Source organism: Cognatundibacterium griseum, assembly GCF_014284195.1.
In the GTDB taxonomy this organism is placed as follows: domain Bacteria; phylum Pseudomonadota; class Gammaproteobacteria; order Burkholderiales; family Burkholderiaceae_D; genus Undibacterium; species Undibacterium griseum.
The window spans coordinates 87,984-103,253 of sequence record NZ_JACOGC010000004.1; the positions used below are offsets into that span (position 1 = coordinate 87,984).

Here is a 15,270-nt window from a genome sequence, read left to right on the forward strand (position 1 = left end):
GCGTCCTGGCTCAGTTGTACAAGGTGCCGGCATTGACCACAGGCTGGGTTTCGCGGTCGGAGCACAGCACGACCAGCAGATTGCTGACCATCGCCGCCTTGCGCTCATCGTCCAGCTCCACAATATGGCGCTCGGACAGACCCTGCAATGCAGCTTCCACCATGCTGACCGCGCCCTGGACGATTTTCTTGCGGGCGCTGATGATGGCTTCTGCCTGCTGACGGCGCAGCATGACCTGCGCGATTTCAGCGGCATACGCCAGATGCGTCAGTTTGGCATCTTCCACGTCAATTCCTGCGGCGCTGAAGCGATTATGCAATTCCGCACGCATCGCGCTGGCCACCACGTCCATGCCAGCGCGCAAGGTGGTCTCGCCTTCGGCCAGATCCTCGCCGTCATCGTAGGCATACAGCGATGCCAGGTGACGCAACGCAGCCTCGGCCTGCACATTCACAAACCGCTCAAAATCATCGACGTTGTAAATCGCCAATGCGCTGTCCTGCACCCGCCAGACAATGGCGGCGCCGATCTCCACCGGATTACCGCGTTTGTCATTAACCTTCAGCGGCGCGGTGTTTAAGGTGCGGGCGCGCAGGCTCAGCTTGCGCTTGCTGTAAAACGGATTCACCCAGCGCAAACCTTCGCTGCGGTCTGTGCCCTTGTACTGGCCAAACAGCGACAATAACGCCGCCTCATTCGGCTGCAACATATATAAGCCACTAAAAACAAACAACCCGGCAACCAGAAGCCCGAGCCGCCAGCCGATAGCAACCAGGCCTTCTGCCGGCGGAAGCGTGACCAGAGAGTAAATGCCCGCCGCTATCAGCAGACAGACAAGCGCAATCATGATGTAGCCATCGGATGACTGAATACGGTGTTCCTGCAATGGTTTTTTCTGACTTTGCAACTGATTTGATGCACTCATGGATTCTCCTGTACGATTTCACAATGAAATCAGAGTGATATCACTTTAGTTAATTAAAAAATAAATTCAAGGTGAATTTTTATTTTTTTCGATCTTTTTAAACTGCCGGTCAACCAGTACTGTTCTTTCAAACACGGTTAAACCTCAAACAGCGCGCATCAATCCTGTGTCAGCAGCGGTGAACTAATTCCCCGCTGCGATGACCAAACCAAAGCACGCTGTGCAAGCATCGGACGGCAGCACACCGCCGCACTGATCGCTGAGCGCACAGAGTTCAGGTAAGATGCCTGTCCTTTGTCCCGCCGGGACAGCACGATTAACCAGAACAATCATCCCGAGTCACATGAAAACCCGTATCCGTACTGAAGCTGCCGCGCTCTGGCAAATTGCCTGGCCGGTTCTGATCGGCCAGCTGGCCACTGTTGGCATGGGTGTCTCAGATGTCGCCATGACCGGCCATCTGAGCGCTGAAGAACTGGCTGCTGTCGCGCTGGGCGCCTCGCTCTGGACCATTGTTCTGGTCAGTGTGATGGGAATCATGATGGCAGTGAATGCCGTGATTGCCCACGAAGTCGGCGCCGAATCGTTCCAGCGGGTTCCTCACATCATGCGCCAGTCGCTGTGGATGGGGCTGGGCACAGGCCTGATTGCCTGCCTCGTGCTGAATGCCTCGACCCTGGTATTTGATTACCTGCAGTTAGCGCCGGAAGTCCACCGCAAGGCCGCGCGTTTTGTGCATGTGATCAGCATAGGCCTGCCCGCCTTTGCCATGTACCGCGCACTGTATGGCTACACCACCAGCCTGAATCAGACCAAGCCTGTGATGCTGATTGCACTGGGCGGGCTGGCCTTCAATATTACGGTTAACTGGCTGCTGATCTACGGTCACCTTGGCTTGCCGGCACTCGGCGCAACCGGCTGCGCCATCGCCACTGGCACCGGCCTGTGGCTGATGCTAGGCGCCATGGTGCTCTGGATCCGGCATGCTCCGGTCTACCGCCGCACAGACCCGTTTACGCAACGGGAAGCGCCCAGCTGGCCGGAAATCCGTTCCATGCTGCGGCTCGGCTTGCCGATCGGCATCACCTATTTTGCCGAAGTATCCGCCTTTTCCGCGGTCGGGCTGCTGGTCGCCCGCTTTGGCGTGGTGCCCGTCTCGGCCAACCAGATCGCGCTGAATTTTTCATCGCTGGTATTCATGGTGCCAATGAGCATCGGCATCGCCCTCACTACCCGCGTCGGACAAGCGCTGGGGGAAGGTGATGTCCAGAAAGCGCGCTTTGTGTCATGGCTCGGGGTCAGTATCTCTCTGCTGTTTGCCGTCATATCCGCCACACTGATCATGATTTTCCGCGACCAGATCACGGCCGCCTACACCTCGGACGCCGAAGTCCGGCAACTGACGGCAGAACTGCTGATTTTCGCTGCCGTGTTTCAATTGTCAGATGCAGCGCAGGTCACGGCATCCTGCGCAGTACGTGGCTACAAGGTCACGCGTACGCCCATGCTGATTCACCTGATGGCGTTTTATGGCTTCGCCCTGCCACTGGGCTCGGTACTCGGGCTGGCGCCGGACTGGATGCCGTGGAAGCCCGCCACGCCGATGGCGGCACAAGGTTTCTGGACCGGGCTGGTCATCGGCCTGACGATTGCAGGGGCGCTGCTGCTCGCTTATTTGCACCGCATCAGCGGGAACCGGGTCAGAATAGCGGTCAAATCCGGTAAAATAGCGGGTTAATTCAAACCTGATCGGCAAAACATCATGAGTCTCAAATGCGGCATCGTCGGCCTGCCTAACGTCGGCAAATCCACCCTGTTCAATGCACTGACCAAAGCGGGCATTCCGGCAGAAAACTATCCGTTCTGCACGATTGAGCCGAATGTCGGCGTGGTGGAAGTGCCCGATCCTCGCCTGAAACAGCTGGCAGAAATCGTCAAGCCGGAACGCATCCAGAACGCCATCGTCGAATTTGTGGATATCGCCGGTCTGGTGGCAGGCGCATCCAAAGGCGAGGGCCTCGGCAACCAGTTCCTCGCCCACATCCGCGAAACCGATGCCATCGTCAACGTGGTGCGCTGCTTTGAAGACGATAATGTGATCCACGTTGCCGGCAAAGTCAGCCCGCTCGACGACATCGAAGTCATCCAGACCGAACTGGCGCTGGCCGACATGGGCAGCGTGGAAAAAGCGATCCACCGCGAAAACAAAAAAGCCCGTTCCGGCGACAAAGACGCCGCCAAACTGGTCGCGCTGCTGGAGCGCATCATGCCGGCGCTGAACGACGCCAAGCCGGTACGCGCACTCGGTCTCGACGCCGAAGAAATGGCCCTGATCAAGCCACTGTGCCTGATCACGGCCAAACCGGCGATGTATGTCGCCAACGTGGCCGACGACGGCTTCACCAATAACCCTTTGCTCGACCAGCTGACCGAATTCGCCAAATCGCAAAACGCACCGATCGTCTCGATCTGCGCAGCCATCGAAGCCGAAATCGCCGATCTGGATGATGCCGACAAAGCAGACTTCCTGGCGGACATGGGCATGGAAGAACCCGGTCTCGACCGCCTGATCCGCGCCGGTTTCAAGCTGCTTGGCCTGCAAACCTACTTCACCGCCGGCGTCAAGGAAGTCCGTGCCTGGACCATTCACGTCGGCGATACCGCACCGCAAGCGGCCGGCGTGATCCACACCGATTTCGAACGCGGCTTCATCCGCGCCCAGACCATTGCATTTGAAGACTTCATCGCCTACAAAGGCGAAGCTGGCGCCAAAGAAGCCGGTAAGATGCGCGCCGAAGGCAAGGAATACATCGTCAAAGACGGTGACGTGCTGAATTTCCTGTTCAACGTCTAATTGCAGATAGAGGTTTCAGGCGAATTCAATCTGTTTCAGCCGCCAGAAATTCTCTTGAAATTCCCCTATGAGAGCCGCGATTTTCGCGGCTTTTTTGTTTCCAGTTGTTTCATTTAATTTCAATTGCATTCATTAAAAAAGCGGGTACAAAAGTGGGTACAAAATTTTATTTGAGTTAAAAGTGGTGGGTATAATGTTATTGCAATTCAATCCTCAAATTTCTCTCATTAATTTCCTCCATGCTGACTGATGCCCACTGCAGAAATGCAAAACCCAAAGATGTTCTGTATCGCTTGAATGACTCTATGGGGTTGTATTTGGAGATCAAACCAAACGGCGTAAAGGCTTGGCGTTATCGTTTTAAGTTATCTGGCAAGGAATCTTTGTTTGCACTTGGCGACTATCCTTCCGTTGGTCTTTCTGAAGCTCGCGAAAAATGTGCTGAAGCACGCAAACTTGTTAAGCAGGGCATAAGCCCAGTTCAGAATCGGCAGCTGGAGCAAATTAAACGCGAGCAGGATAATTTAAATACGTTTGAAGCCATTGCCAGAGAGTGGATATCTATAAAAGATTGGGCTGAAATTACTAAAGTGCGGCGCACTGATATGTTGGAGCGCGTAGTGTTTCCGTCGATTGGTAAATTACCCGTTCGGCAGATTACGTCTGCCCACATTCTCGATATTCTCAATAAAACGCTAAAACGCGGAGCGCCTTCGGTAGCGGCTGAAGCTAAACGCACTATGTCTGCAATATTTGATTTGGCAGCGTCGACTTTGCGCGCTGATGTAAATCCAGTGTGGCCGGTTCGAAATGCGCTGCCTCCCAATAAGACTCAACATAAGAGTGCGCTTTCATCTCAGGAAATAGGAAAGCTGCTGGCAGATTTCAATACCCACGGAGGTAATTTTCAAACGATAAAGGCATTCCAATTGATGTGGCTCACGTTGGCACGCCCCAATGAAGTTGTCGGCGTCAGGTGGTCAGAATTGGATTTAGATAATGCAACTTGGAAAATTCCGGCTGAGAGGATGAAGGCTAGGCGAGAACATATTCTCCCCATTCCGACTCAAGCCGTACACCTTCTCAGAGCCATGCATCCGATTACCGGCCACACGAATTTTGTATTTCCAAATCGTGATGATCGCAAGCGTTGTATGTCATACGCCTCTTTTCGTGGCGCTTTAAAAAAATTGGGCTGGGCTACAAAGTTCAGTCCACACGCAACTCGGACAAGTGGCTCAACCCGACTAAACGAAATGGGGTATCGAGCAGATATTATTGAAGCTCAACTGGCCCATGCAGAGCCCAATTCAGTACGGCGAACGTATAACCATGCAACTTATTTTGCTGAGCGGGCGGAAATGATGCAGACGTGGGCCGATCTTATTGATAAATGGAGCCAGGAACATTCGTCCTGACTCCATTGTGCGTGTGGTCGTAAAGGTGGGTCAGCAGAATTAAATTGGGAGATCGTCTTCTGGCTGTGGTGCAACATATTTCGAAACCTCATTTTTCGAAGCATTTTCTTTGTTCATCCTTTTGCTTGCTTCTCTTTGAGCGGAATCATCGAAACCATGGTCTTGAGTCATTTTTGAGATTGCTTCACGCTCAAGCGATGCAAGAGTCGCCTCCTGTTGATCTCTGATTTCCCTCAGTACATCTATTTCTCTAAGCAGATTCAAAAACTCGAGCTGTAGTTTGTCGCGTTCAAGTTCGTTATCATGAATTTCATTCCAAGCGGGTAGGTGTTGCATTGCTATCTGTGCCAAAAAATAATCTCTGGCAGCAGTACGGAGCCTCTTTTTTGTTCTGTATCGCAACTCCAGTTTTTTATCTTCTAACGGTATCCAATTGTCTTTTATTTCATCTGTGGCCGGACTGTGATGTCCATGCTCTGAGTCAGTAATACCTGTTGCAAGCCAAAAAGCAAATTCAGGCCAAGCAGCGCACAATACTTCAATCATCTCTCCGCTTGGCCGACTGTCTTTATTCCACCAAGTACGCCAAGTGCCGCTAGCTATTCCAGTTGCGTCTTCCAATTCTTTGAATCTTTTTGCTGCCGTCGTCTTATGGGCAATCAATATCTTTGCTCGTTCAGTAATCGTTTCCATAAAATCCTCTTGACAATAGTTCCAATTAAATCTATTGTTCGTGCTAGTTAGCACTACTTATAGTGTTATTTGATATTACTTAGCGTTGAGAGAATCAATTATGGGTGACATTCCAAAATTTGACCAGTTGTTAAATAAGTCATTTTCTTATAGCCATGCTCCAATTGCCGATGAGCCAGCTGCAGAAATTGCCAGTTTGCCAATTTGTCGCATACAAATTCTGGAAGTTGCTCCTATATGTCGGCTCCTGTCTTGCTCCCGCGTAACGTTGTGGCGAATTCGTCAAAACGATCCAACATTTCCACTTCCAGTTTCTCTTTCCGACAACAAAACCATTCGATTTGTTGAACACGAAATTCATGAGTGGCTTCGTAAAAAAATGGATGCGCGGAAACCTAGCTCCGTTTCTCATGAAGGGAGCTAAGTAATGAGCAAAATAAAGCAACTGGCGCATGACGCCATGCATATTCGCGGCAAGCAACTGCCCGCCCGCAGCGGCGGCAGCCGCGAGGACGGACAGATGCGCCGCCGCGAAGCGCCAGATCAAGAGCGCGCAAAAGTCTCTGATGTCCCCCCCACAGTAAACACGGGGGAACGTAGACAAGCAGACGCGCACCTTTATGAAGCTCCATACGTTTTTCAAAAAACTCAAAAAATCAGTTCCGTGCAGCCAAATCAAGAATTGATAGCTGAGTTTCAAGCACCGAAAAACTCACCGATTCAGCTTTGTATGCGTGATGGCAAAGTCGTAATGCAGATGATTCGAATTCCTGCTGAGAGCGAATGCTGCGTAATTGATACTGTGCGAGTCACGATGCACGAAAATACAATTTTCAATAAAACTGTTCGCTCATTGCTTACAGAAGATGAAATAGCAAGGGAAGCTTCAAAGCATATTGAAGCAATTTTCGGATTCGGAATTACAAAAAAATACGATAAAGGTCGTGACTTCTTCTTACATGCTTGGGAGTTAGGCGATAACTATGGCCATTTTGCGATGGGTGGCATCAAGCAACGTGATTCGATACTGATTGCTATTAATGGTCAAGGCTGTTTAGCAGCGAAAGCAGGTTGGGAACTGCGGCTATATCAATTCCTGACCTCCAGCGATTGCATTGCTCCGCGCATTACCCGTGTGGACTTAGCGCATGACGATTTCGACGGCTCGCAATTGTCTGTTTATGACTTCGATCGCGCATGGGAAGACGGCGGTTTTGATCGCTATGGTAACCGGCCTGAACCACAAAATTACGGTCCTTGGAAAAACCAAGATCCAATGGGCAAGGGACTCACATTCTATGCTGGAACGAAAAGCAGCAGCCAGCTATTTCGCGGTTACCAAAAGGGTAAACAACTCGGTTCGCCTGATAGTCCGTGGATGCGTGCGGAAGTCCAGTTCAGCAATCACGACAAAGTGATTCCATTTGAAATTTTGATTGACCCGTCCAGCTATTTTGTTGCGGCCTATCCCGTGTTGCAGCAGTACAGCCCGAACAAAACCGGCAAACGCACTGAGATAGTTAAAAAACTAGCTGAAGTTGGCGTAGAACATTTAACCAAACACACGAAACGTAGCTACGGAAAATTTATACGCTACGGACGTCAGATATACGGCGATAAAGAATTTCTCGACATGGTGCAGTCTGATCTGGATGAATGTCCTGCAAGGATGCGCCTTCCTGATTACGAATTTTCACCGACACCAATCCACAAGCAATCTTTGCTGGAATCGTGTGTTCCCTTCGCTTTAACTGCATCGGATTATGGCTATCCCGATGATGACAGTTCTTTGCATAGCCAATTCTCACACCATTAGGAGCAGTCATGAAATTTCAAACAGAACTCAAAGTCCTCGGCATGAAATCCAGCAAAGGCAAGATGGATAACGGCATGGAATTCGACAGCACAAAAGTGTATGTCGAAACACCGCTAGACGACTCCAAAGGCAATGCAAAAGGTTGCTCCGTTGCCGAATATAACCTCGGCCTCGCTGAGGAATTCAACAAGTACAAACACCTGCCATTTCCGTTCATGGCAACTGCCACGGTCGAGGTCGTTGTCAGCGGCAAGAATCAAAAGATGCAGCTGTCCGAACTCAAGCCGGTTGATATGGTTAAACAACCGAAAGCGGCCTAATCATGCGGCGCGTTTTCATTGTTCAGGACAGAGAGAGCGCGCTGTTTCTTTGTCCTCAGTTTGGTGACGTTGGATATACGCAGTGGCTGCATGAAGCTGGCCGTTTTGATGATGAAGAGTCGGCTGTTGAAACAGCGAATTTTCATTGTACGGAAGGCTTCAATGTGTCCTCGTTTTACGAGTATTCCAACGCCGTTAATTAACAGAATTTATGGCTAACGGATCAGTTCAGACAGTCATCGTATGTGCACCGGCAACAAATTACCCACCACCGGCCTTACGTAGCTTGTGCCCGGATCAAGGTGGTCAGATTTATGCTCCGACCAGAGTGCAGGCCTATCTGCTTGATCCCAGCCAGCAAAACAATATCGATGCAGCTTTAGGGAATTTCGACTATGCGTATGCGTCCGGCCTGTGGTCGTTGGCATTCAGCATGGTTGTCGGTCTCTATTTTGTATCACACGGAATCGGTCAAGTTCTCGGCATGATTCGTCGGGGTTGATGATGCGGCTGGGCGCTTCCCCAGAAATTTAAATATGGAGTTTCAACATGAATAAAAACGTTCAACGTGGTTTGGCTTTGGTTGGTGCGATCGCTGTTTCCGGTTCCGCATTGGCGGCAGGTGGTCCAGACCTGACACCTCTGACATCGGTTGTGGATTTCGGTACGACAATTACGGCAACGTTGGCAATCGCTGGTTTGCTCGCCGCTGTATATATCGCCATCAAAGGCGCAAAAACCGTTCTCGGCATGATCAAAGGCAAGTAATCATGCATAAGAAAAGGGGGTGGCCGCCCCTTTTTTTTCGCCTATCAAGAACTGACAGAATAAAAAATGACGATCAATGAACTTTGGTACTTAATCATTTTTGCATGGGGTATCGCATGCGGCTGGGCAGTAATCAAAGGTATCAACAACCAATATTAGGATGACCCATCATGCAAGACATTTTGATTTGCTTTGTTTCGATCATGCTCGTATCGGGTTACTGGATTCTCGTATTTTTTTTCGTGATCGAAGGCTGCGAAAAATGGTGGCATCCGTTTGTACTTGCCGCGCTATTCCCGATCATGCTCATATACGAAAACTGGATTGGCCTAGTCGCCGTCGCCCTGTTCTTCTCACTACTGTTTGGCATTCCGATCGCCATTGGAAAAGCGTCCCTCTGGTTTTCTGGAGCCATGTCATGAAGAAATTAATCACATTGTTTGCGATTAAAAAAGTTCTTCTTCTATTACTCGTTACATCCATTCTCTTCCAGCAGCATCAAGCATTTTCCCAAGCGCTACCAGTAGCTCCAGCAGCAAACTTTGTGATGAATCGTGCGGTCGCTGGAGTGCTAACAAGAGTCGCCATAGCGCGTGGTTTTGCTGCTAATGATCCAAGAATCGCAGCGACACTACTCGGCGTCAGCTCATCCCTAACGGCGGTAAACACGGCGTCAACTATCGCCGGCGTCGGTTTAGCTATTGCAGGGGCTCCGGTATGGGTCACTATCGTCGGTGGACTTGGTGTATTAGCGGTCGGTGCCGCAATAGTCGCCGGCACATCCAGCATGTCAATTACAAATACAAGTGCAGGAAATAAATTACAGATTGTAGATGGTTCTGTAGTGCCGCCACCTGCCTATACGTCAGCGACAACGATACCGGCAAATTTTGCTTATCTCGTCAACGATGGGCAGGAGGTATACCGAGATTCGAGCTGCTATTCGACAAATGATTGTTATGCATTCCCGCCGTTACCTGCAGGTGACATTCCGATTCAGTGGAAATTCACATTTCCAGGCTCAGGAACAGTCGTCGTCGTTTTCTGGTCGATCGAAAGTTTTAAAGCAAAATGGACACCTTGGAGGCATCCTCCAGGAATCGCATTTGACGGTGGTTGGTACGTACCTGCAAATTTATCGACAGCAAATTGGACTTCAGGGCCAACTTGGGATTTTTCTCAATCCGGAAAACGCTTGATAGGCAACCTGCAACTCAGCTTTCAAAATCCGCAAGGAGCTACACCTGCATCGCCAGTAAACGCGGCTTTCGATTCAACGACATCGCTCATACTGTCACCGAATCTCGGCCCACAATTGTATGCGAATCTGGACAATGCTTTTGCCAACATATCGCCGGCAATCAAGTCGCATCCACTTTCTAATGCGACCATTGCACAGGTAGTGGATTCCGCTTGGAAGAATGCAGCAGCACAACCAGGTTATCAAGGATTACCGTATAGCGTAACTCAGCCGGTTACTGCCGCCGATGTCGCGACATGGCAAGCAGAAAATCCAAACAGCATGCCGTCGCTCAATGATTTACTGGCGCCGGCAAGTTTACCTAATACAGCAACCGTTCCAATTTCGGCAACGGCAACAAACCCGAACCCTAGTCCGAATCCATCACCCAATCCTGCACCAGATCCGAACGCTGTTTATAACGTCAACATCGTCAATATACCTCGTGTAGACCTTGGGGCAGATCCTAATATCGCGGCACCAACAATGGAAGCTACTCCTTCAGCCGTAGAGATATTGTATCCACTGTTCACGCTGTTTCCTGAACTAAAAAACTATCAGGCGCCACAGCACAGTAGCGATTGCCCGAAACCTCAATTCAACGTGTTTGGAAAGACCATCACTATGGATTCTCATTGTGTGCTGGCTGAACAAAACCGTTTAGCGATCGCTTCGATCATGACCGTAGTTTGGATATTGGTTAGTCTCTTTATTTTATTGTCCGCGTGAGGTCACTATGCCCGCTGCATTGTTTGGAATTCTCTTATCTGCATTACAGAGTGTTCTCGGTTTCGTATTGCGTTCTGTAATCGTTAAGTTCGTTCTGTTTTATGGAATCTATTTCGTGGTTAGAGAATTCGTTCCCGCGCTGACATCGTATGGATTTTTTTCGGGTACAGGAAAAGCATCTGCACTAAGCAGCGCCTTAACCAGCATCCCAAGTTCAGTCTGGTACTTTCTGGATCTGTCGAATTTTTCGATGGGTGTCAGCATGGTACTGTCTGCATATGTGACGCGCTTCATTATTCGTCGTATTCCATTGATCGGATAAGCCATGGCGATTAATGCATACGTTGGTTTGCAGGGCTCAGGGAAAAGCTTTGAGGTCGTATCCTCTGTCATTCTGGACGCTGTCGCACATGGTCGGCGTATCGTTACCAATGTTGCGGGCATCAGTGAAGATCGGATTCACGAATATCTCGTCAACAAGCGTGATGCGGATTCTATCCGCCTCGGGCATATCATCCATGTTGAGAACGATCGCATCATGCAGCCGCAGTTTTTTCCTGATGAAGAAAAACCAGAATTGGACTCCATCGTTAAAGGTGGTGATTTGGTCGCGATTGATGAAGCCTGGCGTTTTTGGGGAACAGACAGCGGCAAATTGAGTCACGAGCATATGCAGTTCTTCCGTATGCATCGGCACTACGTCCATCCTGATACAGCCGTCGCCTGCGACGTAGTACTGATGACGCAAGACATTACCGGTTTGCATCGCTCAGTTAAGAACGTCATTGAATTCGCATTCAAGATGCATAAGCATAAGTCACTTGGATTCTCAAAGCGCTATCGCGTTGAGATTTACGAAGGATGGAAGCTCAATGCCAAAACACGAATTGATGATCGTCAAAAAAAATATAATCCGGAAATTTTCCCGCTGTACCAAAGCTATTCCGGTGGTCAAGGAATGGAAACTGCGATCGATAAGCGTCAGAATATTCTGGCGAATCGCACATTGTGGTTATACGCTGCGGGCGTAGTGATTGCCGCATTAGTTGGGTCAATTGGGGCATGGCGTTTTTTTCATCCAGACATTCCAGCACGAAACGGAAATACGACCTCGCCTGCAAGTTCAAAAAAATCGATTCAGCCAGGCATACCTGCGACCGCTAACGGCCAAGTCGAAAATCGAGGTCTGTTTTCCGAGACGTGGAAAATTGTCGGTCAACTGGATATCGCCAACGATCATTGGGTAATTGTTTCAAACCCAGCCGGTCGATTGCGCATTGAGTCGCCATCCATGTTTCATGGCACAGGTGCTGCTGCCATTGGTGAGATTGACGGCGAGCGCGTATCTCGCTGGTCAGGCTCCAATAATCTACCTGCGTCACAAACACCAGGGCAACCCGCAAAATGAAGCATTCAATAGGATTATCACTGCTCATGCTGGCCGTATATGCAAATGCGGCAGTTCCACTTCCCAAAGCACCCAAAGCTATGGCGATACCGCCCATAGAATCGACAGTCAAATTTGATTTTCAATCAGTCAATGTCGCGCAAATTATCAGCCTCGTTTATTTGGAAGCGTTAAAACAGCCGTATGTAATTGATCCTGCCGTTTTAAGAGATGAGCGCTTGGTCTCTTTCCGATTTGATGCGAGCAAAGGCGATTTGCGTACGTTCTGGGAAAATTTCCTGGACTCGCTCGATTTCAAAATCGAGTTGCGTCACGGTGTCGACTACGTTACGTCAAAGAAGCCGGCGCAAACTGCATCACCTAATTTCGATGTCCTGATTTATCATCCAAAGTATCGTCAAGTTTCCTATCTGGTCGGCTTGTTGACGCCGATTTTCACTACCGGAAATTTCACGGTCAATCGCACAGTGCATGCTCCGGCCAATGCAAAGAACAGCACAACCGATGCGCCGCCGGGATCAGCCGCGGCATCGATTGATCAAGATAGCGATACGCTGGTTTTTCAAGGTACGCAAGATGAACTTGCCAAGTTAAATAGAATCCTTCCGCAGGTGGATACGGCAACTGGCGAGGTCGTCGTGAAAGCGGTCGTCTACGAAGTCACTACCGGAAATTCAGAAGGCTCTGCATTTGGCCTTGCGTTAAATGTCCTTGGCGGAAAATTGGGTTTATCAATCGGTGGTGCGTCGACGCTAGCCAATTCGGTTTCAATCAAATCAGCGAGCATTGATTCCGCATTTTCTGCGTTGTCGGGGGATACCCGATTCAAGGCAATATCGACACCTCAGATTCGCGTGAAATCCGGTGCACAAGCGCGTTTTACTGTCGGCCAGGACGTGCCTACGCTCGGTGCGGTAACTTATTCGCAGAACGGCTCTCAACCCGTCCAATCAGTTGAGTATCGTTCCTCCGGCGTTATTCTGAATTTATCGCCGACTGTCAGAGAGTCCACGGTTGATATGACGATCGATCAGCAGATCAGTGACTTCGCAAAAACAGAAACCGGCGTCAATAACTCTCCTACGCTCACAAAACGGCAGCTTTCAACGACCGTCAGCATTGCAGACGGTGAACTCGTTCTGATCGGTGGACTCACGCAAGACAAAGATACGAATACACATTCTGGTTTGCCATTCCTTCCGCAATTGCTGCATTCGAAAAGCAACACCGGATCAAGAACTGAAATTTTGCTGTTGCTGCAGGTGTCGAGAATTCGCGAAAAATTACTATAAATTTATCAAAACGTGTGTGAAACCACGAATGCAATTTTTAGCGTTTTCGTCTGAAAAAGTTTTAGCGCGCTAAAACTTTTTGCGATCGCTGTAATATTTTCCTTGGTATTACGGTATTTTGTTAACTCAAATGCAGTGAATTGCACGGTACCGTGCAAGCCATTTCACTATCCGTGCAACCTATTGCACCATCAGTGCAAATTTCCGAAACATATTGCTTGTTCTAAGCGTGTGTGAAAACACGAACTTATTTCTACCAATGCTACGAAAAGCCTAAGCTTTTGATTAAAAGTCCAAAGAATGAAGAATCGGGATATGCGACGAAAAATCTATGCGCTGCATAATCCAAAGTATTGCCAATCAAAGATAAATTTTGTCGGCTCTAAAAACGACGAACTTTGTGAAGGTTCACGCTGGATCACACAGGATAATGCTTGATCATGTCGTGCTAAAATTCCACCAAGATTGTTCGAGAGCGAGTGAAAGACGAACGTGCTGCCCGGAGCGATTTGGGTCCTGCGGATAGTAGGGGCAACAGAACCTCGCATGGTAAGCCTAGCTTGCCGAGACAAGGCCCTGCGGGGTCTTTTTCTTTTTCTTCGCCGGTTTCGGCTTCTTTTCCTTTGGGGGAAGACCACATTAATTTCCGCAAACGTGTGTGAAACCACGAACACTTATTTTGCTAATGCTATCTAAAAATTTTAGCGCGCTAAAACTTTTGCGCCTATTCCTGGAATCAGTTTTTAGCGAAAGGCTTGTCAAGGGCGATTCTAAAAGAATTTCCCGATGCAGATGCGTCGTTACCGGTTAGCGTAACTTTTGGGATTGCCCGCCGCAAATCCGCGATATTAAGCGGGAAATTGTTTTTGAATCGGCGAAGCGAACGCTTGACAAGACTGTAGCGATATACGCTCACGGTAGGGGTGCAGGAAGAGCGAAGCGCCCCGCAGGGCTACCTGCATCCCTGCCACGTGGCGAACGCCGCCGGAGGCTTTCAATAATAGTTTCATTTTATAAATGCTAACCATTTGTCAACCAATTCATCCTTTATGCGTTCTTAGAGGAAATTTCTCAACAGCAACTCACAGGGATGGATATGACCTATTTAATTGATCGCATAGATTTTGTAGACAATAAACTTTGTGAGTTTTGCAAACGTCATCTAAGGACAAATATTGCTTATATTTTGATAAAAGATGGCATTGAAGTCCCTGCCGGTCCAAGTTGCGCTAAAAAAAATGGGAAAAACTCTGGTGAGAAAATTCCCGATTTTACAAAAGCATCGTTTGATGTTCCGGAAGACGATGAAGTTGATCAAGTGAGAGACGGTGCTAACCCAGTAAGGGGCAATATCAGAGCCAGAGCGCCTCGGCCAGCTGGATATCACGAAGTTGAGTATTTAAGACTGAGAGCAGAAAAACTTGTAAGATTTAATGGTGCAATGTTTCCTAAACTCAAGGAAATATACCTCAAATACCAAACGTCAGGCCTAGATGACACTGATATTACGTACCTTGAAAGATTGATTAAAAAAGTTTCCGCAGACAACCCCCTTTTATCGCCAAAAAATTTACAGAATTGTTATGCATATGCATTTTGGTTAGAACGTTTTCTTGATAAGAAGGGGACAAACGAATTTGCTAGTTCCGTTTTAGCCCAACTTCAACAAAAATTAAAGCTTACTGAAGCACAGATAGTCGCGATTAATAATTGGTTCCAGCATATTGAGCGTATGCCTAGACTCGATACAAAAGCATTCCTATGATTTGCTTGGCTATTTAGTTGCAATTTTTACTTGACTTTAACC

General features: G+C 48.8%; 16 protein-coding genes. 14 read left to right on the forward strand and 2 right to left on the reverse strand.

Going from position 1 to position 15,270, the window contains the following annotated elements; genetic code table 11:
* Nucleotides 1–10: 10 nt before the first annotated feature.
* Nucleotides 11–925, reverse strand: a complete 915-nt coding sequence (locus H8K27_RS10875; RefSeq protein WP_186863204.1) for an SPFH domain-containing protein — start codon at nt 923–925, stop codon at nt 11–13.
* A 343-nt stretch (nt 926–1,268) separates the two neighbouring features.
* Between H8K27_RS10875 and H8K27_RS10880 the strand changes: the two genes are divergently transcribed.
* The 3 genes from H8K27_RS10880 (at nt 1,269) to H8K27_RS10890 (ending at nt 5,197) form a co-directional block, all read left to right on the forward strand.
* On the forward strand, nt 1,269–2,663 hold the full coding sequence (locus tag H8K27_RS10880) for an MATE family efflux transporter (RefSeq protein WP_186863205.1): 1,395 nt from the start codon (nt 1,269–1,271) through the stop codon (nt 2,661–2,663).
* A 24-nt stretch (nt 2,664–2,687) separates the two neighbouring features.
* On the forward strand, nt 2,688–3,779 hold the full coding sequence (gene ychF, locus H8K27_RS10885) for a redox-regulated ATPase YchF (RefSeq protein WP_186863206.1): 1,092 nt from the start codon (nt 2,688–2,690) through the stop codon (nt 3,777–3,779).
* Nucleotides 3,780–4,018: 239 nt separating this feature from the next.
* A complete protein-coding gene (locus tag H8K27_RS10890; protein ID WP_186863207.1) occupies nt 4,019–5,197 on the forward strand; it encodes a tyrosine-type recombinase/integrase in 1,179 nt (392 codons plus the stop codon).
* A gap of 39 nt (nt 5,198–5,236) precedes the next feature.
* On the opposite strand, the gene H8K27_RS10895 is transcribed toward H8K27_RS10890, so the two are convergent.
* Nucleotides 5,237–5,890, reverse strand: a complete 654-nt coding sequence (locus H8K27_RS10895) for a hypothetical protein (protein ID WP_186863208.1) — start codon at nt 5,888–5,890, stop codon at nt 5,237–5,239.
* A gap of 100 nt (nt 5,891–5,990) precedes the next feature.
* Here H8K27_RS10895 and H8K27_RS10900 point away from each other — a divergent pair, with 100 nt between their 5' ends.
* The 11 genes from H8K27_RS10900 to H8K27_RS10950 all read left to right on the forward strand — a co-directional run bounded on the left by H8K27_RS10900 (nt 5,991) and on the right by H8K27_RS10950 (nt 15,228).
* A complete protein-coding gene (locus H8K27_RS10900; RefSeq protein WP_186863209.1) occupies nt 5,991–6,314 on the forward strand; it encodes a helix-turn-helix transcriptional regulator in 324 nt (107 codons plus the stop codon).
* A 3-nt stretch (nt 6,315–6,317) separates the two neighbouring features.
* Nucleotides 6,318–7,706, forward strand: coding sequence for a replication initiation factor domain-containing protein (locus tag H8K27_RS10905; protein ID WP_186863210.1), 1,389 nt, complete (start codon nt 6,318–6,320; stop codon nt 7,704–7,706).
* Between the two features lie 8 nt (nt 7,707–7,714).
* A complete protein-coding gene (locus tag H8K27_RS10910) occupies nt 7,715–8,026 on the forward strand; it encodes a hypothetical protein (RefSeq protein ID WP_186863211.1) in 312 nt (103 codons plus the stop codon).
* A 211-nt stretch (nt 8,027–8,237) separates the two neighbouring features.
* Nucleotides 8,238–8,528 carry a hypothetical protein gene (locus H8K27_RS10915; RefSeq protein ID WP_186863480.1) on the forward strand — a complete coding sequence of 97 codons (291 nt, stop codon included), beginning with the start codon at nt 8,238–8,240 and terminating at the stop codon, nt 8,526–8,528.
* Nucleotides 8,529–8,575: 47 nt separating this feature from the next.
* Nucleotides 8,576–8,794 (forward strand): hypothetical protein, encoded by a 219-nt coding sequence (locus tag H8K27_RS10920; protein WP_186863212.1) that lies wholly within the window; start codon nt 8,576–8,578, stop codon nt 8,792–8,794.
* 170 nt (nt 8,795–8,964) lie between these two features.
* Nucleotides 8,965–9,216: a hypothetical protein gene (locus H8K27_RS10925; RefSeq protein ID WP_186863213.1), complete on the forward strand. Its 252-nt coding sequence runs from the start codon at nt 8,965–8,967 to the stop codon at nt 9,214–9,216.
* On the forward strand, nt 9,213–10,763 hold the full coding sequence (locus H8K27_RS10930; RefSeq protein ID WP_186863214.1) for a hypothetical protein: 1,551 nt from the start codon (nt 9,213–9,215) through the stop codon (nt 10,761–10,763). The genes H8K27_RS10925 and H8K27_RS10930 overlap by 4 nt, the downstream gene beginning before the upstream one ends.
* A gap of 7 nt (nt 10,764–10,770) precedes the next feature.
* The gene (locus H8K27_RS10935; protein ID WP_230419201.1) at nt 10,771–11,085 is read left to right on the forward strand and encodes a DUF2523 family protein; all 315 of its coding nucleotides are present in this window, start codon (nt 10,771–10,773) and stop codon (nt 11,083–11,085) included.
* A 3-nt stretch (nt 11,086–11,088) separates the two neighbouring features.
* Complete coding sequence (locus H8K27_RS10940; RefSeq protein WP_186863215.1) at nt 11,089–12,171, forward strand: zonular occludens toxin domain-containing protein; 1,083 nt, start codon at nt 11,089–11,091, stop codon at nt 12,169–12,171.
* Nucleotides 12,172–12,197: 26 nt separating this feature from the next.
* Nucleotides 12,198–13,463 (forward strand): type II secretion system protein GspD, encoded by a 1,266-nt coding sequence (locus tag H8K27_RS10945; RefSeq protein WP_230419202.1) that lies wholly within the window; start codon nt 12,198–12,200, stop codon nt 13,461–13,463.
* 1,096 nt (nt 13,464–14,559) lie between these two features.
* Nucleotides 14,560–15,228, forward strand: a complete 669-nt coding sequence (locus H8K27_RS10950) for a hypothetical protein (protein ID WP_186863217.1) — start codon at nt 14,560–14,562, stop codon at nt 15,226–15,228.
* Nucleotides 15,229–15,270 lie beyond the last annotated feature (42 nt).